Here is a 23412-nt window from a genome sequence, read left to right on the forward strand (position 1 = left end):
TTATTTCGGACTGATTCCTAAGGGGGGGGGGTAGAAAGATGTATTATCCATTTTTTCTGGCATATATCCTGACCGGACTTTTTATCGGCGTTGCCGTGTTTGTATGGGCACTGAAAACCGGACAATTCGCCGACCAGCAGCGGGCAAGATTTTTGGCCATGGAGGAGACCACACATCAGACCGTGCCGTCAGCAAAGGCCGGACGTGATATCTATTGTCTCTTTTTCCTGGCCCTTGCAGCCATTGGGGCAAGCTTTGCCCTGGTGGGCTATGCCCTTTTTTTCCGATAGGCAATGGTTTTTCCGGGAGACGGATGCAAACCCGAAACAGAGGCCAAAAACTAAGGATGACAAATGAGATTTTTCGAACTTTTAAACACCCAGCATGTGCTTGCCTTGATCATTCTGACCCTTATTTTCGCAATCCTGTTTGGCGTGACCCTGTCGGTTCTTCCCATGCTCGGCTCGAAAGCCAGGGTCTCCAAAATTAAAGCCGTCCAGCACTTTGTCGACGGCATACAAAAGGCAGACGGGCCGTTTCCCATGATCATCGCCCTCATCGTTGGCGGTACGGTTCTATGGGCGATTTATTATATTCTGTATTACGGCCTTTCGGAGGTAATATTATAATCTTATGAACACACTCGAAACCAAAAATAAAGAAACCCTTTCACGCACCTGTCTGTGGATCATAGTCATGGTTGCCATCATTCTCGGTGTTGGATATTTCTCTTTTGTGGTCGTGGCGGACAAAGGCGTGCCGACCTGGGACTACCGCCCAGTGAAAAGCCTGCCTTCGGAATCTCCCTATGCGGTATACCCGAAAAATCCCCAGGGCCAGCATGTCAGCGGCAAGGAGGGCAAATAGATGAAAAAGGTGCTGGTTATTGCAATCTTTGTGTCGCTGGTTTTAACAGGGGTCTATACGGTCATTACCCTGTATGATTCAAATTTAAAAGCCGGAAGAATGTATCAAACCCCGGTGGTTCGGCCCCATGAAGAACCGGAGCTTATAATGGACAAACGAACCATTGCCGACAAAAAAAGTGAGGCCCTGATCAGGGAATTGCTGAAAACAGGTTTTACCTTAAAACCGGCTGGGCCGGCTCAAGAGATGCTGGCCAAAGGTGAAAAGGATTACCAGGCATTCTGTTCCCATTGTCACGGTCCCAAAATGGACGGGCTTGGCACCGTGGGACAAAGTTTTTTTCCCCTGCCCACGGACCTGACCGGTGAGAAAGCCGTTGCCATGAGTGATGGGGAATTATTTGCCTTTATCAGCTATGGCAGCAAAAAAGCACCTGCCCTGGCAAGTTCCATGTCTGTTGAAAGCCGGGAAGCGGTTATCCGGTATATCCGGCACATACAGAAAATGGGCCACGGATCATCCTAATCCCTTACCAATGAAAACAATAGTCCCGTGCACGCTTTGCGGCCTGAATGTTAAGGTTTCTAAAGCGACGTCAAAAGACATCTTCTGCTGCCAGGGATGCAAAATGGTCCATACCATGCTCATGGAATCAGAGCAGTACAAAGATACAAAAGATTTCAAGGAGACCGACCTTTACAAACAATGTGTTGCCGCAGGTATTGTCCCGGACACATCTTTAGAAACGTCGGCATCGTCGGAAAGAATCCCTGAAATACCTGCCGAAAATGTATCCGGGATGGATGAAGAGGTTCCCATTGATTCCGAAAATTTTCTGACCCTTAATCTCCAGATTCAAAATATGTGGTGTCCGGCCTGTGCGTGGATAATTGAAAATACGCTCACCCGGTCAAAGGGCGTGATAACCGCCTCTTGCAATTTTTCCAGCGACCGGGGAAGCGTGATGTATGATCCCGTAAAAACCTCTCCTGAAAAAATTTATACCGCCATTGAAAAACTGGGTTACCCTTCTACTGATATTGATCAGAAATCCCCAAAAAGCAGAAAAGAATTTATCCGTATTTGCGTGACCCTGTTTTTAACCATGAATGTCATGATGCTCAGCTGGGCCATCTATTCCGGATTCTTCATTGAGCTATCGCCCCACTCCGTTCAGCTGCTGGCCTGGCCGGTATGCATCATGGCCACCATTGTTGTGTTTTACGGCGGATACCCCATACACAAACGGGCCCTTGTGGGTATCACATCCGGATGGCCCGGAATGGAAACGTTGGTATCCACCGGTTCATTCTCAACCTATACGTACAGCCTGTTTCATTTTTACCGGGGAAGCATCCATCTCTATTTTGATGCCGCATCCATGCTGATCCTGCTCATACTGACGGGAAAGATGCTCGAACAGTCCGCAAAAAACAAAATTGCTGAAGGCCTGTGGAAATTTTTTTCCCTGGTTCCCCAGAAAGTCAGAATCTGTGCAGCGCAATTTCCCAAGGGACGGTATGTTTCCATAAAACAATTGGCCGAGGGGGACTCGTTCCTGGCGGAAGAAGGAGAAATTTTGGCTGCAGACGGCATTGTCACCCAGGGTGCTGCCGTCATTGACGAGTCATCCATCACAGGGGAGGCAAAACCTGTCAATGTCCGGTTGCAGGACACGGTCAAAAGCGGTACCCGGATTGTTTCCGGCAAGATTCAGGTAAAAGCCGTGAAAGTGGGTGATAATTCAATTCTCGGCAGAATGCTTGCCATCATGGAAAACAGTCTTTCAGAACAAACCGCCCAGACCCAGCGGTTTGAGAACATCTTAAAATTTTTTGTCCCATCGGTTATCGGATTTTCCGTGGTGACCTATTTCTTCTGGATGTTATACGGACTGACTTCCTACGATGCCTTTAATCGGGGGATATCCGTCATGGTCATTTCCTGCCCCTGCGCCCTTGGCATTGCCATTCCCCTTGCCCTTGTGGCCGGCGTGTCTGCCGCCGGGAAAAAAGGTATCCTGGTAAGGGATTTTGAAGCATTTGAACGGGTTGATGGACTGGATACCATTGTTTTTGACAAGACTGGTACACTGACCACGGGCCAACTGAAGGTGCTGGGCATGGACACGGCAAACGATTTTTCCGAGCAAAAAGCCTGGCAGATAATCCACGCCATGGAACAAGGCTCGGACCACTACATTGCCCACACCATATCAACCTATGGGATGAGCCGGAAAATACCGCCCCTTGAACTGGAAGATGTTGTTTACCACGCCAACGGTATCAGTTGTCGGTTCCAGGATGAAACCTATTGTTTCGGCAGCATGGATTTTATGAATAAAAGCCTTCCGGAAGGACCTTCTTTTGTCTCGTTTTCCAGGCAAGGTGCACAGGTCATATCAACGGTTTTTTTATCTGCGAATGATAAGATTGTAGCCGCTGTCCATCTGGGAGATTCAATGAAAATCGGTGTAAAGACGCTTGTTTCAGATCTTGATAAAATGGGACTCACCTGTTTTTTGATTTCAGGAGATGCTGAAAAATCCACCCTGGCCGCCGGCAGCTTTGTGCAGATCCCGGCTGAACATACCCATGGGGGATTGCTGCCGCATGAAAAAGCCGAATTTATCAAAAACCTTAAACAATCGGGCAAAAAAGTTGCCATGGTTGGGGACGGTGTAAACGATGCTCCCGCCATGGGTCAATCCGATATTGCCATGGCCGTCCATTCAGGCCTTAACCCGGCTGAAGGTGTTGCCGCCATCACCCTCATGCAGGAGACCCCGGTCCAGCTCATTGATTTTATATCGCTTGCCATACGCGTGAATCGTAAGGTCAAGCAGAACCTTGTATTTGCGTTGATTTATAACATCATCAGCATCCCGGTAGCCGCCGCCGGATTTTTAAATCCCATAATCGCTGCAATTGCCATGCTTTTCAGCAGTCTTTCCGTGACATGCAACACCCTGCTCCTGGTAAAAAGAGAATCCAGAAACAAACCGCAACCCCATACGTAATTGCAAATCAAAACTGTTTCTCGATAAAAATTGGGGTCATATTCATGCAAGTATTCATGACTCCTGAAAAGTCAATGCGTTTGCCCTGCCTGACCCTGCCCCCCCCCTTTACACAGTTCGGGAATACTGGTATGGAATTCAGCAGATATTAACAAAAAAATAAGCGCGCCGGTTATCCTTCTTTTCCGCATAATATGCGGTTAGATATCAAATCATTGAAGATATGCGGACAACCGGTCATCAACTTGATTAATGGCAGCCCCTATCAGCTAACTGGAAAAGGCTATATATGGAACAAAAATTAATCGAAATTTTCAAGGATACCGCGGCTGGTCCCTTTCTATTTCTTGGTTCAGGATTTTCACGAAGATATTTGGGGCTTGAGGACTGGAAAGGCCTTTTGTCTAAATTTTGCGTAGTAGGCAAGCCGTTTGAATACTACTTGTCCTCCGCAAATGGAAATTATCCTAAAGTAGCCGCGCTTTTAGCAAAGGATTTCAACGAATATTGGTGGTCAGCCCCGGAATACGAATCCAGTGTTAAAAAGTTTAAATCTAAGATCGAAGATGAAACGTCGGCGCTTCGAATTGAGATATCGAACTACTTGGCTACGCTAGATCAATCGAAAGCTAAGGAGTCTGGCTATTCTAAAGAAGTAACACTTCTTGCTAATCTGAACGTCGATGGAGTTATTACAACCAATTGGGATATGTTTATCGAACAAATCTTTCCTGAGTACAAAACGTATATTGGACAGAAGGAGTTGTTATTTCAGAATCCCCAAGCAATTGGAGAAATATATAAAATACATGGATGTTCTACCATGCCCAATTCACTGGTTCTAACTGACTCTGATTACGACAGGTTCAACGAGAAGAATACGTATCTCGCAGCTAAACTAATCACTGTTTTCGTAGAGCACCCCGTGGTTTTTATTGGCTACTCTATATCAGATGAAAATATCAGCGGCCTATTGAAAGCAATATCGTCGTGTATAGGAAGGGAAAACGTTGAAAAGCTCAGAAAAAATCTAATATTTATCCAGAGGTTAGCGGACGGGGAAGATCCTAATATATCTGATACTTACTTGACTATTGATGGCACACAAATACCTTTGGTTTTAGTGAAAACCAACGATTATATACCAGTCTATAAAGCAATCGAGTCTACCAAAAGAAAAATCCCTGCAAGAGTTCTACGTTACTGCAAAGAACAATTATATGAACTCGTTCAGTCATCGAACCCAGAAAAAAAGATATGCGTAGTTGATATTGACGAAATTGAATCAAAAGAAGATGTTGAGTTTCTTGTTGGTGTAGGAGTGGCGCACCAGGAGCCCACAAGCCCATCATGTGTTGGCTATGCATCAATTGGAGCCCCAGATTTGCTTCGTGATCTGATTCACGAAGATCAGGCTTTTGACAGCGAACAGGTGCTCAAGAATGTAGCTCCTAAAGTCTGTAAAAGATCGCCAAACGTACCAGTGTTCTTTTATCTAAGAAAACTTGGAGTAGATAGCCAAGAAAAATATTCAGACAGTGAGTTCGATTTAGACAAAGTTGTGTTGAGAAGTCTAAAATCATTTCGCGTGGAATCTTACAAGAAGCCCTTCTTCAGAAACTATGAACACATGTCTATGGATGAAATAATAGAGTCATGTACTCCTGAGAACGCCGCAGCATACATTCCCTTCCTTTCAAGAGATAAAATTGATGTCGATCTTCTTCATAAATTTTTGATTGAGAATGAACATAAGCTTGACTATGAGGTATCAAATTATGCAAGCAGTTTCAGGAAACTGGCATCACTTTATGACCGCTTAAAGTGGGGATGGTGACGTATAATGGGGATTTTGGCACAACGCCCCGAAAAGGAGCATTCCAGAGGCATGCGGTTTTTTCAAGTTATCAGAGATAAATCGAATTGATAAGAAAAGGGGTCAAGTCAAAAAGGGGTCAAAAAGGGGGCAAAAAGGGGGCAAGTCGACTTTTGACCTTTTTAACCTAATTTAAAATAGAGAAAAATAGAGGACGGACCCCGATTTTTGCATGAGAATACAATTGAGAAAAGACCGTGATCTTGTTCATCAACTGGATAAATTGACCGAATTGATCGATAAAAGTCAACTAATTCGGGGGCTAATTCGGGGGACACCTTACTTAATTCAAACAAGTGAAATGCTGACGGGTAAACCGCAGATTTCAATAGTTTCTGTTTAGTTCAAAATTCAAAGGTTAAAAAAATGCTGAAGAATCATGTTGCGTATTGCGCACCATGCGGTATAATAAACTTATGATAAAATCCTTTAAACACAAAGGGCTGCGAAAATTCTTTGAAACTGGTAATTTGTCAGGTGTTCAACCCGGACATAAACAAAAACTTAGAATACGGCTAATCGCGCTTGATTCCTCTACATGCATTGATGATATGAATACCCCAGGTTGGCGGCTCCACAGTTTAAAAGGTAATCGTCAAGGATTGTGGGCGATTGATGTAAATAAAAACTGGCGTATCGTTTTTGAATGTCAAATGGGGTCGGACCAAGGAAAATGCCATAACCCACTGTTAACATGTATAAAATTTTTCAAAAAACTCGAAAAACAGCTCTTAGCGGCCCCATTTTGACCCCGAAATAGGACTTCTAAGAGAATATGATCGAATAATTCGGTGTTAAAAAATTCAAACTAATTCGGGGGACATCTATGATAAGTTTTGTCAAGGGGAAAATGTAGGTTTCCCTTCACTTTTTAAAGACTAACTCCAAAAGCTGTTAATGGCCATCTATAATGACCCAATTTCGGCCAATACTTTTGACCCACTAAACTCATAAATTTCTGAAGAAAAACTTAATTCAGACAAAGAGCTTGGTTTTGATTTAGGCTCCCCCCCTTGACCATTTAAGACAAGGGGGACGAGATGAAGAGGTGGGATATGATCCATAAAATAAAGATGCTGCATGACAACGGCAATGGCCTTTCAATGAGACAGATAAGAGATGAATTGGGCATTTCCAGAAATACGGTAAAGAAATACCTGAAGATGGATGAAGAGGCTATTTGTAACCATTTCAGCAACCGGGAACGTGAAAAGAAGCTTGATCAATACAAGGAGTGGATAGTGCATCTCCTGCAAAAATTCCCCAAGCTGACATCTGTAAAGATAAGAAGGAAAATGAAAGAAAAGTTCCCTGAATTTGAGATGTCAGACAGAAGTTTCCGCAGGTATGTGGGAAGATTGAAGTCAGAATACCCTGTAAAGCAGGTATGTTATTATGAGCCTGTCATTGATATCTGAAGTTTCCTGATTTTTATTTTACTGTTATTTTGGACTAAATTGTATATAGTATTGAAATTATATGATATTTTTCTATCAGCGGGATTTGTATGAACAGGGAGAATAAAATGGGGTTTTGCTATTTACATGGCAAAACCTATCAAAATTAAACTCGACCCTGCTACAATCCCACATCATAGACAATCAATAGGCTGATAAAAATCAGGAAACTTCAGATTGATATGATTCCCGGTGCAAATGGGGTCGGACCAAGGAAAATGCCATAACCCACTGTTAACATATATTAAATTTTTCAAAAAACTCAAAAAACAGCTCTTAGCGGCCCCATTTTGACCCCGAAATAGGACTTCTAAGAGAATATGATCGAATAATTCGGTGTTAAAAAATTCAAACTAATTCGGGGGACACCTTACTTAATTCAAACAAGTGAAATGCTGACGGGTAAACCGCAAATTTCAATAGTTTCTGTTTAGTTCTAAATTCAAAGGTTAAAAAAATGCTGAAGAATCATGTTGCGTATTGCGCACCATGCGGTATAATAAACCTATGATAAAATCCTTTGAACACAAAGGGCTGCGAAAATTCTTTGAAACTGGTAATTTGTCAGGTGTTCAACCCGGACATAAACAAAAACTTAGAATACGGCTAATCGCGCTTGATTCCTCTACATGCATTGATGATATGAATACCCCAGGTTGGCGGCTCCACAGTTTAAAACTCGATGATCCAGTTTTTTTGAGGGAAGACCAGGTAATCAGTATTGAAAAATGCAAAGGCTGGTCAAGTCGATGCTATAATACCAATTTTCCAAACTGATATCTCACTCATCGGTTGGCCAGCCTTCAATGAGCAGAGTAAAATAAATGTTATTTGAATACAATAGTTCAATTGCAGTATAACACCTCATTTATGAAAATAAGGAATGAGGCGGATGTGTTAATAAATAAGCTGTTGCCGTTTGTTGAAAAGTATACTGATTCACTGAATACTGAATTAACACAGTCATCCCCAGGAATGACCTTAAGCAAATCACAAAAATTCTGGCTGGGTTTCTGCATCACTGGAATCATCTTGACCAGCAGCATCAATTGGGCTGCTTTTTCACGTATCAGTGTGGGATTGTATAAAACTACAGCTCTTTCCTGGATGTTTCGCCATTCTAAAATTGCTTGGGAGCATCTGTTTCATCTCAGCCTTAAAATTATTTTCAAAGTATATGGCATTACCAAAGGTGTTGTCAGTATTGATGATTCCGATAAAAAGCGTAGTAAATGCACAACAAAAATTTTTGGAGTCCACAAAATAAAAGACAAATCAACGGGTGGTTTTTGCATGGGGCAAGGCTTAGTATTTTTGGTGTTGATAACACCAAAACTCAGCTTTCCAATTGGCTACGCCTTTCATATTCCTGATCCAAAAATCAGCGAATGGACCAAGGAGGATAAAAGATTAAAAAAGGCTGGCGTACCAAAATCAGAACGCCCAAAAAAACCGGTGCGCTCAGAAGAATATCCTACCATTCCAATGATTGCCAAGGCTCTTTTAAAAATATTTGTAGAGAAACACCCGGAAATAAAAATAGAAGCGATTGTTGCAGATGCCTTATATGGGAATGCTGAGTTCATGGATGAAGCGTCTAAAATTGCAGGAAACGCCCAAGTTATCAGCCAAATAAGGTACAATCAAAATATTTTACTCAAGAGCGATAAAAAATCAGTTGAAACATATTTTAAAAATATTCAACCAATTCAAAAGACCATACATGTACGTGGAGGTAAAGAGGTTGTTGTACTCATTAAAAGTGCCAGAATACATGTGTGTGCTCATAAGAAAAAAAGATTTGTCATTGCAATAAAATACATTGGAGAAAAGGACTATCGGTATCTTGCCGCTTCGGATCTGACCTGGCGATATCCTGATATCATAGACGCATTTACACTCAGATGGTTAGTAGAGGTTTTTATTCAAGACCATAAGACGAATGAAGGCTGGGGAAATTTGACCAAACAACCTGATGAAGACGGGTCTTACAGAAGTTTGACCCTGAGTCTGTTGGTTGATCATTGTCTCCTGCTTCATCCTGACCAGGTGGCCTCGATAAATAACAAACTGCACGCAAGAACTGTTGGCAGCCTATGTGACACCGTCAAAGTTGACTGCATCTTATCCTTTGTCGAACAAATCATTCATAGTGATGACCCAGAATCCCATTTCAAGCAGATCTCGGTATTTTTAAAAGAGCATTTTGTAAAGGCAAACGATTCTCAAAAGCACATGAATCTAAATTCTTGGGGGAATTATCAATCCGCCCCATCATTAAAATACAAAGCATTCTGTTAGCATGGGGATAATAACTGCCAGCGAGGTCTCATGTCAATTTTTAAAAACTGGATCATCGAGTAAAAGGTAATCGTCAAGGATTGTGGGCGATTGATGTAAATAAAAACTGGCGTATCGTTTTTGAGTTTAAAGATGGTAATGCCTATATTGTAGATTATGAGGATTATCACTAATGGCTATGTATAACCCACCCCATCCAGGGGAATTCATCAAAGAAGTTTACTTGGAACCCTTAAGAGTCTCACCTCGCAGTGTTGCCTTACAGCTTAAAGTCTCGCCTTCCACATTCTCAAGGCTTATTAAAGGACAAAGTGCAATTAGTCCGGGAATGGCTCTACGCCTATCTAAATGCCTGGGGCGTAGTCCAGAAAGTTGGCTCCTGATGCAGGATAGTTATGATCTATGGCAAGCCAGACAAAATGTTGATCTTTCAGGAATAGAACCAATAGTAATACCAGTTTAATCAATCAGAATCACACAGAACCCGGAGCTGGAGTTGACCTGGGGCCACTTGGCGGCCTTTAAAGCTTAGGTTAGGTAAAAATTGAAATCATGCTGATCTTTCGGGATCAAGACCCTATGCAACTCCGCTTTATCGTTGGGCCTATTTATAAACAAGACCTTCAAAGGCAGAAAAGATGATTTGGACACTTAAAATTGAATGTGAGTGGGGAAGATATCTTGAAGAAGAATGTATTCGCATGATTGAAATAGACGAAGAATCAACTCTTTATGATTTACATTTGATTATCCAAAAATCCATCAAGTTTGGTAATGATCACTTGTTTGAGTTTTTTAGAGGAAGACATTTCAGACACAGAAAGCCCTTCTTTTCAGAAGATGCTTGGGATTTTGATTACGAAAAAGCAATTGATAATTATCAGCAAATGACACTCAACGAGATCTACCCCTTGCCCAAAGGGTTAAAGTTATTTTACCATTTCGATTTTGGTGATGATTGGATTTTTAAAATTACTAAATCAAGAAAAAAGCCAAAATCACCAGATAAAGAAGTTGAATATCCCCAACTCATAGAAAGTATTGGTCCAGCACCACAACAATACCCTATCTGGGAGGAGTGAAGTAAAATGAGTAAAGTAAAATGATAAAATTGATAAAATTAAAATGGGGTCGGACCAAGCAAATTATCGCAACCAATTGTTAATAAAAAGGAAAATTTTTCAAAACTCAATAAAACAGCTCTTAGCGGCTTTATTTTGACACTAAAACAAACCTTTTAAAGAGTGATTTCTATCATGAGAACATGATAGAAATAATTAACTCAACTTTCGGAGGAGTAAATTTATACCCCCAATAATTCCTCAGGCCTACTTGAAAAACCGAAATACTTGAGAGCTTGGCCCATTACCTGATCAAGCATCACTTGGGGGTTGATCATAACTTCGTCCACTTTGTGCCAATTTTTTAATTGACGGCAAAATAACGTTTTGATTACAGATGATTGATAGTGTCTTATATCTGGTCACCACATAGGCGGCCCATCTTATGATCAAGCCCATAAATCCGAAGAACTAGAAAAATCTACAACTACCGAGGAATCCTCGGTAGTTCGGCAGGAAGGCAAACGTCAGTTCGCAGAAAAATCAAATTTTATAATCTTGATGCAATAATTTCAGTTGGTTACAGAGCCAATTCAAAAAAAAGGACTCGATTTAGAATATGGGCTACTCAGCGCCTTAAAGAATACCTTGTGAGGGGTTACAGCATTAATCAAACTGATAATAAATCTACTCTGCCAAAACCAACAAATCAAATGAAGCGGATAAATCAGATGGCTTGAGTTTATGGACAACCGGTGGTTACAAAAAACGTCCCCACCCGACCGCGCTCTTGATTAATGAAAAAACTCAACAATAAACATGGATAAAAACGTGGTCTGTCCCTCATTTGCACCTCATTTGCAAAGCATAAGCTTTGTCATGATTTCAGGCGAATCCCGTCAGCCTTGTGCAGGGTGATGCGGCCTTGTTTATACAGGCTGCCCACGGCCCGTTTAAATTCCTTTTTGCTCATGGCAAATGCTGCTTGAATCTCTTCAGGGCGGCTTTTGTCATGACAGGGGCTTACGCCTCCACCAGCCTCAAGTACCTGTATAATTTTTTGGGCAGAGCCTTCAACTGAGGCGTATCCCGGCTGTTTCAGAGTTAAATCCACCTTGCCGTCCTCCCGGACACGAAGGACATACCCACTGCACCGGTCACCAATGGAGAGGTCTTCAAAGGTCTCATTTTTATAGAGCATACCCTGACAGGTTTTATTGATCAGGGCTGTATAGCCGATGGGTGAAATACTATGGATGATCAAGTCCACAGCCTCCCCATAAGACAGTTCCCCGGCATCACCAGAGGCAAGGTTCGACATCAGGGTGGACCCATAAATCCTGTGGGTGGATTCATCCAGACAAATCCTGACCAGATGGGTTTCACCAGGCTCCATCCGCCCCTCCTGTTCACTGCGGGGAACCAGAAGATCTTTTTCCAGACCCCAATCCATGAAAATGCCAAAAGGGGCTGTATCCTTGACTTTAAGTCCCACAACATCTCCCACAACCCCGGCAGGCTCCAATGTGGTTGCCACTGGCCTGTCCTCGGAATCAGTATAGACAAAAACACGGATTGTCTGCCCCACAGCAGCATTTTCCGGCACATACTTATTGGGCAGAAGCACCCGGTCCTGGCCAAAACTTAAATAGACCCCATAGTCGGAAAGGTTCTTCACCGTCAGATCCTGGAACTGCCCAACCACAGCGTCAGGGTCCTTTGCTAAAAAAGGATGGGACTGTCTTGAAGATGAAGAACGGGGCTGTCTTAAAGATGGCCGGTTTTGACTTTTTCTCAAAAATTTTTCTGCCTGCTTCCAGGGCGTAGTTTCTTCGGACATGGATTTTCCTTATTGTTAATATATCTGATCACCATATCATATCAGTGCAGGCACCACCATAAAAACGCCTTATTCACCAGGGTCAACGCACGTAATTGGATATTTTTGGTCGGGCTCACAAAATAGGTCCATTCAATATGTGTTGAAATTTTCGTACATTATAGTATAACCCCTTTTTTTGATAACAGATAATTCAACCCAGGCAAATGTAATGTCGGGTTTTATATTTTTATGGAAGAAGGATAATATAATGCAATTAAACTGTGGAATCGTTGGACTCCCCAATGTGGGAAAATCAACTATATTCTCAGCGCTTACATCTGCACCTGCAGAAAGCGCAAACTACCCGTTTTGTACAATTGAACCCAACGTGGGCATTGTGGAGGTTCCGGATAAACGCCTTGGAATGATCTCTGAACTTATTACGCCCCAAAAAATAATACCCGCGGTTGTTGAGTTTGTTGATATCGCAGGTTTGGTCAAAGGTGCTTCCAAAGGAGAAGGGCTGGGAAATAAGTTTTTAGGTCATATCAGGCAGGTGGGTGCAATCATCCATGTGGTTCGTTGTTTTGATGACGATGATATTGTTCATGTGAACGGGGTTGTGGATCCTGCAAGTGATATAGAAATAATTGGAATTGAACTTGCGTTAGCTGACCTTGAGACGGTTCTAAAAAGGCAGGAGAATCTTGTCAAGCAGATGAAGTCCCACGATAAAAAAATATCGGATAAAGCAAAGGCTGCTGATCCGATTTTAAAGCAGATAGCAAACGCCCTTGAAGAAGGCAGGCCCGCCCGAAGTGTTGAACTTGATAAAATTCAAAAAGAGCTGATTTCGGATCTTCATCTCATTACCATGAAACAACAGCTTTATTGCTGCAATGTAAATGAAGATGGGCTGGATTCCGACAATGAATACGTTAAAAAGGTAAAGGCACTTGCCCAGAAAGATGATTCCCAGGTGGTTGTCATATCTGGGAAATTAGAATCCGAAATTGCAGATCTTGACTCTCAAGAAGAAAAAAACGAATTTCTCGAAGCTGCCGGGCTCGAAGAATCCGGGCTTGATCAGCTTATCCGCACAGGGTATGACATGTTAGGATTAAACACTTACTTTACAGCCGGTGAAAAAGAAGTCCGGGCCTGGACTTTTCCTAAAGGGTGCAAGGCGCCCCAGGCTGCCGGAATCATCCATACCGATTTTGAACGGGGATTTATCAAGGCAGAGTCATATCATTGTACCGATCTTTTTGAGTATAAATCCGAGCTAAAGTTAAAAGAAGCCGGTAAGATTCGTCTTGAAGGTAAAGACTATCAAGTGCTGGACGGTGATGTGCTTAACTTTAGATTTAATGTTTAATGACGTCGTAAAAAAATAGGGAACAGACTAATTGTATCTTCTTTCAAATTAGCCAGGTAGGGTGGGCACAAAAAACGTTCCCACCCTACCCCGCTCTTGATTCATGAAAAAAACTCAAATGACGCTCCGGTCAACAAATCACTCCATCTCTTTTTGTAACCAAATTAATGTTTCCGGGAAAGTCTTGAATGTTACTTCCGTTCCTGTTTCGTTGTAGGATTCATTTATCATGCTGGCTTTGTTTTTTAACTGTCCTAGAAGATGCCCTTTGGCGTAGGGTATCACCATGGTCGTTTCGATCATATTTGATTCAAAGAACTGAAATTTTTTTCTCAGGGTTATGCGCGGAGATGAAAAGGCCATCGGGGAATTCAAGCGCGGGACCGAAAGGAGCATACAGATCCTGGTTGGTTCCCTTTTAACCTGAAAGTTGCAACTACCGCAAGTGCCTGGCAGCGCAGCAGATCCGGTTAAATAACGCTCCCGCAGGGTTCATGATTTTTAGGTTTAAAATAGATCAAGGAATGCCTGTTCTGCCTCGGTTGTGCCGATAAGAATCAACTCTTCGTTCTTTTTCAATGGAACCAGGGGATCTGGACCAACAATTATATCCCCCGGTGACTTGATGGCAATCACAGAACAGCCCGTCCTCTGTCTTATGTGGCTTGCCACCAGATTTTTGCCCACAAGGGATGGAGGCATGGGCCGTCTGAAAATATTCAACCCTTCGGTAAACATGGAAATCTCGTCACTTTTCAGGACGTTGATAATAGAATTTGCCCCCATAGAGGCATAGGACAAGACCAGATCTGCCCCGGCCATGTGAAGCTTTGCAACACTCCTTTCGTTGGTTGCCCGGCTGATAATCTGAACCTGGGGGCGTAACTGACGGCAGTAAAAGGCAAGATAAATGTTCATGGCATCATTGTGGGTGGTTATGATGATGGTTCTTGCCTCCATCACTCCGGCACGTTCCAGAACCTTGATATCCGCAGCATCCCCCTGGATATATCTCTCCCCTTTATCCTCGGTAAGAACGGCACGCTTCTCAACGACCCTGTAGCTGATACCATGCTCTTCGAGGGTTTCAACAACGGCCACCCCAACACGGCCACCACCAAGAACAAGAACCGGAGCATCCTTTGCATGCATCCCCTCTATAATGGCATACATGTCTTCAAATTTTCCAAGTTGTCGTTCGGTCCCTGCGAGCAGCAGCATGGTCGTTGCGCTGATAACCGTCTCTGGCTGGGGCAAATGAAACATGCCCTTTTCCCAAAGTCCAACAACGGTGACTCCGGTCTTTTCACGCATCCCGATGTCAATCAGATTTTTACCGCAAAGCCGGGTCTGGATCGCCGGAATCTCTGCAACGTGCAGCTTATCGGAACTGATCACAAAATTCACCGGCCTTCCCAGCCCGATCGTTCGATTGCCAAGGGCATGACCAAGCATTCTGGCAAATTGAAAGACGTGGATATTACCGGGGAACTGGAGAATGTCCAGGGAATTTTCATGATTGGCACTGGTGACGATGGAAACGTTGGGCGACGTTTCTCTAACGGTAAAGGCAACCGAAGTGTTAATCATGTCGTCACTTGTTGCCACCACCAGGGCCGCCTTTTTAACACGAAGACGGTGATAGGTTTCAGGGTCATCCGGCTCGCCAACAACGACTCTGTACCCTGCATCGTATAGCTCCGCCGCCTGCTGCAGCTCCGCCACGACGAGAACATACTGAAAATCTCTTTTTCTGAGCTTGGCAACGAGTTTTTCCGTTATGGGGTCTAGGCTTGTAATTATGATGTGACCCGAAGTGTTTTCCGGGAGTTCCCTAGGCGTCCGGCTCTTTGATTGTGCCTCCAGCCAGGGAGAATAAAAAAACTGAATAAAGGTAAACGGCAGCATGATCAAAAGCAGAATTACACCGGAACTGAGCACCACAATCGAAAAGAGCAGCCCCAGATCCGTAGAAAAAGTGATATCACCAAACCCCAGGGTTGACATAACAGTAAGGGTCCAGTAAAGACCAGTAACCCAGCTGTACTCCCTGCCTTCATAGAGCATGAGCTTATGAAACAAAAGACTGTACAAAAAAACGATGGTGAGAATAAAAGCGATGAACTTGGCCAGAAGGGTCAGGTTTTTTCTGGTAGTCTTATTCTGGAAAAAAAACAATAACTGGGACGGTAAAAATTTCATAGTTTGGCTCTGAATATCTCCATTAGCGACTCAAAAGAATAAAAAACAAGGATGAAAGTTTATAGGATTCAGCTTAACTTGTCTGTATATCATATTCCTCCCATTTTTAAAGACAAATCCAACCGTTTAAAAATTTGCGAATGGCTGCTCAGTGCTTATTTTAGCCTTTAACTTCTTAAAATGGAGTGGACAAATATGATACTCGATGATCCAGTTTTTTTGAGGGAAGAACAGGTAATCAGTATTGAAAAATGCAAAGGCTGGTCAAGTCGATGCTATAATACCAATTTTCCAAACTGATATCTCACTCATCGGTTGGCCAGCCTTCAATGAGCAGAGTAAAATAAATGTTATTTGAATACAATAGTTCAATTGCAGTATAACACCTCATTTATGAAAATAAGGAATGAGGCGGATGTGTTAATAAATAAGCTGTTGCCGTTTGTTGAAAAGTATACTGATTCACTGAATACTGAATTAACACAGTCATCCCCAGGAATGACCTTAAGCAAATCACAAAAATTCTGGCTGGGTTTCTGCATCACTGGAATCATCTTGACCAGCAGCATCAATTGGGCTGCTTTTTCACGTATCAGTGTGGGATTGTATAAAACTACAGCTCTTTCCTGGATGTTTCGCCATTCTAAAATTGCTTGGGAGCATCTGTTTCATCTCAGCCTTAAAATTATTTTCAAAGTATATGGCATTACCAAAGGTGTTGTCAGTATTGATGATTCCGATAAAAAGCGTAGTAAATGCACAACAAAAATTTTTGGAGTCCACAAAATAAAAGACAAATCAACGGGTGGTTTTTGCATGGGGCAAGGCTTAGTATTTTTGGTGTTGATAACACCAAAACTCAGCTTTCCAATTGGCTACGCCTTTCATATTCCTGATCCAAAAATCAGCGAATGGACCAAGGAGGATAAAAGATTAAAAAAGGCTGGCGTACCAAAATCAGAACGCCCAAAAAAACCGGTGCGCTCAGAAGAATATCCTACCATTCCAATGATTGCCAAGGCTCTTTTAAAAATATTTGTAGAGAAACACCCGGAAATAAAAATAGAAGCGATTGTTGCAGATGCCTTATATGGGAATGCTGAGTTCATGGATGAAGCGTCTAAAATTGCAGGAAACGCCCAAGTTATCAGCCAAATAAGGTACAATCAAAATATTTTACTCAAGAGCGATAAAAAATCAGTTGAAACATATTTTAAAAATATTCAACCAATTCAAAAGACCATACATGTACGTGGAGGTAAAGAGGTTGTTGTACTCATTAAAAGTGCCAGAATACATGTGTGTGCTCATAAGAAAAAAAGATTTGTCATTGCAATAAAATACATTGGAGAAAAGGACTATCGGTATCTTGCCGCTTCGGATCTGACCTGGCGATATCCTGATATCATAGACGCATTTACACTCAGATGGTTAGTAGAGGTTTTTATTCAAGACCATAAGACGAATGAAGGCTGGGGAAATTTGACCAAACAACCTGATGAAGACGGGTCTTACAGAAGTTTGACCCTGAGTCTGTTGGTTGATCATTGTCTCCTGCTTCATCCTGACCAGGTGGCCTCGATAAATAACAAACTGCACGCAAGAACTGTTGGCAGCCTATGTGACACCGTCAAAGTTGACTGCATCTTATCCTTTGTCGAACAAATCATTCATAGTGATGACCCAGAATCCCATTTCAAGCAGATCTCGGTATTTTTAAAAGAGCATTTTGTAAAGGCAAACGATTCTCAAAAGCACATGAATCTAAATTCTTGGGGGAATTATCAATCCGCCCCATCATTAAAATACAAAGCATTCTGTTAACATGGGGATAATAACTGCCAGCGAGGTCTCATGTCAATTTTTAAAAACTGGATCATCGAGTGATAGACAAATAAAAAATTAAATGGGCAGAATGGGCTTAAATCGCTGACCTTTATCAACCATCTTCCCTGTGATATAGAAACCGAAAAACTATCGCCACCAGGTCAAAAATGCAAACTACTCGATTGTCCAGCCTGCCACGGTTAAAAAGCCTGAGCTGGGGGCTGCATCATGGGAGGCGGCCGAACTCTTTGACCTCTCCATGGAAGACCTATATTCGTCTTTATTTCTTGAGGTCTTTTCCGGGAACCGTTTTATTGCAGGTATGAAGCCCTTTGTAACTTGCTATGGAGGGCATCAATTCGGCAGCTGGGCAGGCCAGCTTGGCGACGGCAGAACTATCAATTTAGCCCATCTTTTTGGGTGAGGGTTAAAATCTACTATAATTGCAAGCTACTCCATTTTTGATTTATTCGTTATGGCACTACTTTTATTTATTACTCTTTTAACCGTTCTCCCAGGGTAAAACCTGATCTCCAAGGCAGAATAAATTTCCTGTTGCCTTGGCTCTGATCGGGTACTTTTTCTCACATACACGATATCATCATTTTTGCAGCACATTGAAACTGTGGTTCTATTCTGACCTGTCAGTTGCTCTCTTAATCCAGACCAACCAGTGACAATGCCGGCCTTTTTAAGCCGGTTGAGCACGGGCTCAAAAAATAATGCCGGTTTCGTTAAATTTCGGCCACAATAGCTTAGCACAACAGCGACACTTTCGAAATTTTCAAAATTTCAAGAGGATTTCATAGTTACAAATCAGCTAAAATGCGGTAATTTACCACCCTTTTTTATGTAAAAAGGAAAAGTGTCGCTGTAGTGTTAGGGGTATTGAAAATAGGAATTGGGTTCACAATATATCTATCATTGAACTTCGAGAACCTTTCCAGGAAAGGCGTTTACGACCTCAAGATTATGTCACTGGAGCTTTGAATATTGATGAAATGATTTTTTGTAAAAATCATCTTCCATACCGTCCAAGTGTTTCCCTGTTTGAAATTGTCCATAGAAATGTTATCATCAAACCATGTTAAAATTCCTGGATAAAATCCCATATTCGCTGCTGATCGTTTTTACCATAATGATGCTGGCGGCTCCGATAGTGCCAATGCCTCATGTGGTTGAGAAAATTCTAATGCTGAGCAATGGTACTCTCACCAGGCCCATTGATATTTTCGATTTATGCTTTCACTTGTTTCCGCTGATTCTTCTGATCTTAAAATTCATAAAAGACCGCAGATGGACACCTTAGCCGGGGGAGTGTAGCTCTGGGGACATACGTTGGCGGTTGTTTGTTGCAGGCCTGCAACAAAGATACTTTTTTTTACAGAAACAAATCCATGAGCACCACACACAGAAGAAAGAGTGGATAATAACTTGCTTTGTTGAAAAGGGTCATTGCGGCTTGGTTTAGTCCTGTTTTCCGAAGTTTTTGGGCAGGAAGAATCAATAGGAAAAAAGAGCCTGTCCCGAAAATTAGATATGAAAACCAGTTAAAATTAACCGGCGACATAAAAAATACTATCGTCATTACACATAACGCGGCACCCAGAGACCCCATGATCAGAAAACTTGCCGTTTCACGTCCAAACACCAAGGGGAGGGTTTTTGCATTTATCTGCCGGTCTTCTTCTATATCGGTATAATCGTTGGGGATATTCTGCCCCCCGGCTTCCCATAGGAAAAAGAAAATAAAAATTAAGCATAAAAACAGGGCATCGGGATTTTTGTCCACGGCAAAAACAGCGGCAACGGGACCTGCGGCTTTTACAAATCCGTTGATGACAATCCTGAGATAACTGATTTTCAACAAAAAGCAATAAATAACTTCCAGCAGCGCGCCGCCCAGAAAAATCAGGATACAGACAGGGTTTAAATACCAGGCACCCAGCAAAGCCGCAACAGACCAGAAACCTGCCCATACAGCAGCGGATTTCAGGCTGATCACGCCCTGGGCAAGGGGATGCCGGATCAGGATCGAGTCCAGATCGGTTCCGTTTTTGTCACCCGGCCGAATATTTTTTTTATCATCCCTGTATCCGGCAATATCATTGAGTGCATAAACTGCTGTATAGCCGGAAAAAACCGTAATAATCCCTGCCAGGACAATCCCCGGACCAGGAAACTGACCAAGATAAACCAGGGCGGCAAAAACAGGTGCCATCATATCAAGTACGCCATGATGGGTACGTGAAAGCGCAAAAAAAGATTGAAGCTTTGCTGGAACTATCGTGTCATAAAAGGACATTACATATTTCAATCGCCACCCCGCCAAAAGGAGAATTAAGCATCAAACACCGTATTAAAGCCAAGTCATCATCCTGTCTAAAACCGCACGCCCATGTAGTGATTCTTTAAAATTATTGTTGTAGATAACCAGATCTTTATAGTAGAAAGCCATAAACATACAAAGGCTGCATCAAAACATCGGTGAACCCATTGCAATAATCACGCATGGACAAAAAGTATAAACGGATCAGGTTAAAACTTCAAGAAATTAGTGACTAAAACGCTTGAATAAAACCATAGACAGGGAGTTTCAAGGAACCGGATGACATACAATATATCTTCGAGTGAAATTGAAAAATTCAACGATTTTGCAACCGACTGGTGGGATAAAAACGGAAGAATGAAATCTCTTCATGATATCAACCCCTTAAGGCTTGAATACATTATGCAGCAAACGGATCTTAAGGGAAAACGGGTGCTGGATGTGGGTTGCGGCGGCGGAATACTCACTGAAAGGATTGCCCGGCAGGCTGCCGAGACCATCGGCATTGATGCCTCCTCACATATGACGGCCATTGCCCGGACCCACGCAAAACAATCAAATATGGACATCCGCTATATTGACACGGACATCGAACATATCACCCGGTTCACGAAAACCGGTTTTGACGTTATCCTCTGCATGGAACTGCTTGAACATGTGCCAAACTATGAATCGGTTATTGGTGCATGTAAAAAGGCCCTGAATCCCGAGGGTATCGTCATTTTTGCAACCATCAACCGCAACCTGATGTCTTTTTTTCTGGCTGTGGTGTGTGCGGAATATGTTCTGAGGCTTCTGCCAAAGGGTACCCATGACTGGGCATCATTGATCAAGCCTTCTGAATTGAACCGGGCCTGTTCTAAGGCTGGATTAAAACAGGTGGATATCACAGGGTTTTCATACAACCCGATTACCCGGAATTACTATTTATGTAAAAATCCCATGGTCAACTATCTGACAAGCTTCACCGCTGTTTGACCACTTTGGTGATCCGGTTGTTTATACCCGGATCACAGCAGGCTCTTAAGAAATGCAATCCCCTGCCTGACAACGTCAAAATCCATTTCATGGCGTTCACATTTCTCCCCGATGCCATGGGGCATGGTAAATGTCAACCTACCCCCCAAGTGCTGCCGGAATTCTTCAAGCCCGTTTTCTATTTCAAGGCGACCCGAAGGGTCCGTGGCCTCCAAATATTCGCTCCAGACCGGGAGACCGCAATTGATCAACGATGTGATGAGACGATCGAGTTCAGCCCGGGACATCAGGGACATCTGCCATGCATAATAGGAATCGAGAGCAATGCCAACCGATACGGCTTGGCCGTGTCCCATGGAAAACCCGGACAGCATTTCAAGCTTATGGGCAGACCAGTGTCCGTAATCCAGGGGCCGTGACGACCCTGTTTCAAAGGCGTCACCGCTGTGGGCGATATGATCAACGTGAAGCCGGGCGCATCTTTCGATGGTTTCTTCTATGGCCTTTGAATCCCTTTGTTTCAGCAGTGCGCTGTTCTTCTCAAGAAATAAAAAAAAAGACTTATCGCGTATCAAAGCAATTTTAAAGGCTTCCGCCACCCCTCCGATAAAATGCGCAAAGGGCAGCGTTTCCAGGAAATCATAGTCATTAATCACCGCTATGGGCAGATAAAATGTGCCGATACAATTTTTTTTGCCATACTGGTTTATGCCGTTTTTAACACCAATGCCGGCATCATTCTGGGCCAGGGTTGTCGTGGGAATCCGTACCAGCTGTATCCCCCTGTGGAAAATGGAAGCGCTGAATCCGGCCATATCCAAAAGGGCTCCCCCGCCCATGGCAATGACCACGCCATGCCTGTCTATGCCCGAATCATCCATGGTTTTTGTTGCCCGGTGCACATGGTCCCAGGAATTTTTTACCTGCTCACCGCCGGGAAAGACCATAGGTTCCCAGGCCAGACAAACAAGATTCTTGTGGTATTCAAACCACTGGAATATGTCATTTAAAAGCTGGGGATTCTGATGGGTCAGCCCGTCATCAATCATCACCACTATTTTCCTTGGCCCGGTCTGGTTTTCACCGGCAAGGGTATTGATGAGAACGGGATTTGCGGTATTAAAAATATCCCGGGTAAAGCAAACCGGGTAATGATACGCCTGATTAAATTTCAGCGGGACAATGGTCTCTTGGGTGTGGTCTTTTTGTAACGATACTTTATTATTCATAATTAAACTGGAAAACCATATTTTTCCATTACGGGTTTTAACGTCTCAATACTTTTCACTCCGGCCTCGCAAGGGGCTTCGGTATAGGTATAAAGCTCAACACAAACATCTTTGGTGTAGTTGAGTTCCCCGAGTCGTTTAAAAAATGCATCATAGTCTATGGCACCCAGACCCGGGATGAGATGGTGGTGCTTTCTTGTGGACGCAATATCTTCAATGTGGATATGGCCAATTTTATCAAACAGGGTTTCAAGGGCGACTTCCGGCGCCTCACCCACACAGTAAAAGTGACCCACATCAAAGTTAACCCCCAGGTTTGGAGATGTAAAATCCTTAATAAACGAACTCATCTGGCTGCTATTTTCTATTAAAAGATCGGGTTCCGGCTCAATGAGGATGGAGACGCCCAGGGCCTCTGCTTTGGGAATGACTTGTTCAAGCCCTTGGCGGAACAGTTTCAATGATGCGTCCCGGCTCATTTCAACCGGCGGCCCGCCGGGGGGAACCGAGATACACGGGCTTCCCAGGAAATGGGCGATATCCAGACAGTTAAGTGTATGGTCGATTCTCTCCTGCCGTCTTGATTCATCCGGCTCTATCCAGGAAGGAAGCCAGGTATTGCCCACGGCAAAAAGGGTGAAGCAGTTGAGGTTGGTAATCGTCAAATTTAGCGATTTGAGTAATTGCTTGAATTCTTCAAGATCCTGTTTGTTTGCATCCGGGGGGTACAGATGGGGTCTGTCGCACATGATCTCAACCCCCTTAAATCCTGTCTGGGCGATTAATTTAACTGCCTCGGCAAGAGAATATTTAACAAACGCATTGGTGCTGTATGAAAATACCATTAATTTCAAATCCTCATTTTTATCATTGATCGACGACTTTTCCCCATAAATACGTTTAAGGCCATATCATGTCAAGGACAATCAACCATACCAACGGGGTGTTATGGGTGTTTTTCCAAGACCGGTATAACGACCAAGAAAACAAGGAAGCGTTTGACAGAACTAAATTCAAATTGTATTGTTTTAAAAAAAATCGTCAGTTAATTCGGTCAAGCAAAGGA

Annotated in this window: 23 protein-coding genes; 18 read left to right on the forward strand and 5 right to left on the reverse strand. The window is 43.0% G+C overall.

Translation table 11 applies throughout. The features are described from left to right. Positions 1-38: 38 nt before the first annotated feature. From ccoS to rhuM, 14 genes are all read left to right on the forward strand, one after another. Positions 39-290, forward strand: coding sequence for a cbb3-type cytochrome oxidase assembly protein CcoS (gene ccoS, locus EYB58_RS00275; RefSeq protein ID WP_111956655.1), 252 nt, complete (start codon positions 39-41; stop codon positions 288-290). 63 nt (positions 291-353) lie between these two features. Further along, positions 354-629, forward strand: coding sequence for a hypothetical protein (locus EYB58_RS00280; RefSeq protein WP_111956657.1), 276 nt, complete (start codon positions 354-356; stop codon positions 627-629). Positions 630-633: 4 nt separating this feature from the next. After that, complete coding sequence (locus EYB58_RS00285) at positions 634-867, forward strand: hypothetical protein (RefSeq protein WP_111956659.1); 234 nt, start codon at positions 634-636, stop codon at positions 865-867. Further along, positions 868-1392 (forward strand): c-type cytochrome, encoded by a 525-nt coding sequence (locus tag EYB58_RS00290; protein ID WP_111956661.1) that lies wholly within the window; start codon positions 868-870, stop codon positions 1390-1392. Positions 1393-1495: 103 nt separating this feature from the next. Further along, positions 1496-3886, forward strand: coding sequence for a heavy metal translocating P-type ATPase (locus tag EYB58_RS00295; protein WP_163354388.1), 2391 nt, complete (start codon positions 1496-1498; stop codon positions 3884-3886). A gap of 289 nt (positions 3887-4175) precedes the next feature. After that, positions 4176-5723 carry an SIR2 family protein gene (locus EYB58_RS00300; RefSeq protein WP_111956665.1) on the forward strand — a complete coding sequence of 516 codons (1548 nt, stop codon included), beginning with the start codon at positions 4176-4178 and terminating at the stop codon, positions 5721-5723. A gap of 455 nt (positions 5724-6178) precedes the next feature. Further along, a complete protein-coding gene (locus EYB58_RS00305) occupies positions 6179-6511 on the forward strand; it encodes a type II toxin-antitoxin system RelE/ParE family toxin (protein ID WP_111956679.1) in 333 nt (110 codons plus the stop codon). 306 nt (positions 6512-6817) lie between these two features. Next, the gene (locus EYB58_RS00310; protein WP_163354390.1) at positions 6818-7180 is read left to right on the forward strand and encodes a helix-turn-helix domain-containing protein; all 363 of its coding nucleotides are present in this window, start codon (positions 6818-6820) and stop codon (positions 7178-7180) included. 546 nt (positions 7181-7726) lie between these two features. Beyond that, positions 7727-7996: a type II toxin-antitoxin system RelE/ParE family toxin gene (locus tag EYB58_RS00315; protein ID WP_111956681.1), complete on the forward strand. Its 270-nt coding sequence runs from the start codon at positions 7727-7729 to the stop codon at positions 7994-7996. Positions 7997-8089: 93 nt separating this feature from the next. After that, entirely contained in the window at positions 8090-9520 is a 1431-nt protein-coding gene (locus EYB58_RS00320; RefSeq protein ID WP_170299865.1) for a transposase, read from the forward strand. Between the two features lie 47 nt (positions 9521-9567). Further along, positions 9568-9693, forward strand: coding sequence for a type II toxin-antitoxin system RelE/ParE family toxin (locus EYB58_RS24630; protein WP_111960705.1), 126 nt, complete (start codon positions 9568-9570; stop codon positions 9691-9693). 5 nt (positions 9694-9698) lie between these two features. Continuing rightward, positions 9699-9983 carry a HigA family addiction module antitoxin gene (locus tag EYB58_RS00330; protein WP_242637678.1) on the forward strand — a complete coding sequence of 95 codons (285 nt, stop codon included), beginning with the start codon at positions 9699-9701 and terminating at the stop codon, positions 9981-9983. Between the two features lie 175 nt (positions 9984-10158). Beyond that, on the forward strand, positions 10159-10602 hold the full coding sequence (locus tag EYB58_RS00335) for an IS1096 element passenger TnpR family protein (protein ID WP_111960709.1): 444 nt from the start codon (positions 10159-10161) through the stop codon (positions 10600-10602). 548 nt (positions 10603-11150) lie between these two features. Further along, positions 11151-11321, forward strand: a complete 171-nt coding sequence (gene rhuM, locus EYB58_RS23425; RefSeq protein WP_242637679.1) for a RhuM family protein — start codon at positions 11151-11153, stop codon at positions 11319-11321. A 137-nt stretch (positions 11322-11458) separates the two neighbouring features. On the opposite strand, the gene EYB58_RS00345 is transcribed toward rhuM, so the two are convergent. Then, on the reverse strand, positions 11459-12421 hold the full coding sequence (locus EYB58_RS00345) for a CvfB family protein (RefSeq protein WP_111960711.1): 963 nt from the start codon (positions 12419-12421) through the stop codon (positions 11459-11461). A gap of 250 nt (positions 12422-12671) precedes the next feature. Here EYB58_RS00345 and ychF point away from each other — a divergent pair, with 250 nt between their 5' ends. Continuing rightward, positions 12672-13781 carry a redox-regulated ATPase YchF gene (gene ychF, locus EYB58_RS00350; RefSeq protein WP_111960713.1) on the forward strand — a complete coding sequence of 370 codons (1110 nt, stop codon included), beginning with the start codon at positions 12672-12674 and terminating at the stop codon, positions 13779-13781. Positions 13782-14288: 507 nt separating this feature from the next. Here the strand turns inward: ychF and EYB58_RS00355 are convergent. Next, the gene (locus EYB58_RS00355; RefSeq protein ID WP_111960717.1) at positions 14289-15983 is read right to left on the reverse strand and encodes a potassium channel family protein; all 1695 of its coding nucleotides are present in this window, start codon (positions 15981-15983) and stop codon (positions 14289-14291) included. Positions 15984-16376: 393 nt separating this feature from the next. On the opposite strand from EYB58_RS00355, the gene EYB58_RS00360 reads away from it, so the two are divergent. Together EYB58_RS00360 and EYB58_RS00365 are read left to right on the forward strand one after the other, a co-directional pair. Beyond that, positions 16377-17807, forward strand: coding sequence for a transposase (locus EYB58_RS00360; protein ID WP_170299865.1), 1431 nt, complete (start codon positions 16377-16379; stop codon positions 17805-17807). Positions 17808-18024: 217 nt separating this feature from the next. Beyond that, complete coding sequence (locus EYB58_RS00365; protein WP_242637680.1) at positions 18025-18234, forward strand: protein adenylyltransferase SelO family protein; 210 nt, start codon at positions 18025-18027, stop codon at positions 18232-18234. Between the two features lie 957 nt (positions 18235-19191). On the opposite strand, the gene EYB58_RS00380 is transcribed toward EYB58_RS00365, so the two are convergent. Beyond that, the gene (locus EYB58_RS00380; protein ID WP_242637498.1) at positions 19192-20127 is read right to left on the reverse strand and encodes a UbiA family prenyltransferase; all 936 of its coding nucleotides are present in this window, start codon (positions 20125-20127) and stop codon (positions 19192-19194) included. Between the two features lie 291 nt (positions 20128-20418). On the opposite strand from EYB58_RS00380, the gene ubiG reads away from it, so the two are divergent. Continuing rightward, positions 20419-21117 (forward strand): bifunctional 2-polyprenyl-6-hydroxyphenol methylase/3-demethylubiquinol 3-O-methyltransferase UbiG, encoded by a 699-nt coding sequence (gene ubiG, locus EYB58_RS00385; RefSeq protein ID WP_111960408.1) that lies wholly within the window; start codon positions 20419-20421, stop codon positions 21115-21117. A 32-nt stretch (positions 21118-21149) separates the two neighbouring features. Here the strand turns inward: ubiG and EYB58_RS00390 are convergent, their stop codons facing one another. Then, on the reverse strand, positions 21150-22346 hold the full coding sequence (locus tag EYB58_RS00390; RefSeq protein ID WP_111960406.1) for a 3-dehydroquinate synthase: 1197 nt from the start codon (positions 22344-22346) through the stop codon (positions 21150-21152). Between the two features lie 2 nt (positions 22347-22348). After that, on the reverse strand, positions 22349-23191 hold the full coding sequence (locus EYB58_RS00395; RefSeq protein ID WP_111960404.1) for a sugar phosphate isomerase/epimerase family protein: 843 nt from the start codon (positions 23189-23191) through the stop codon (positions 22349-22351). Between the last annotated feature and the right edge of the window lie 221 nt (positions 23192-23412).

Source organism: Desulfobacter hydrogenophilus, assembly GCF_004319545.1.
In the GTDB taxonomy this organism is placed as follows: domain Bacteria; phylum Desulfobacterota; class Desulfobacteria; order Desulfobacterales; family Desulfobacteraceae; genus Desulfobacter; species Desulfobacter hydrogenophilus.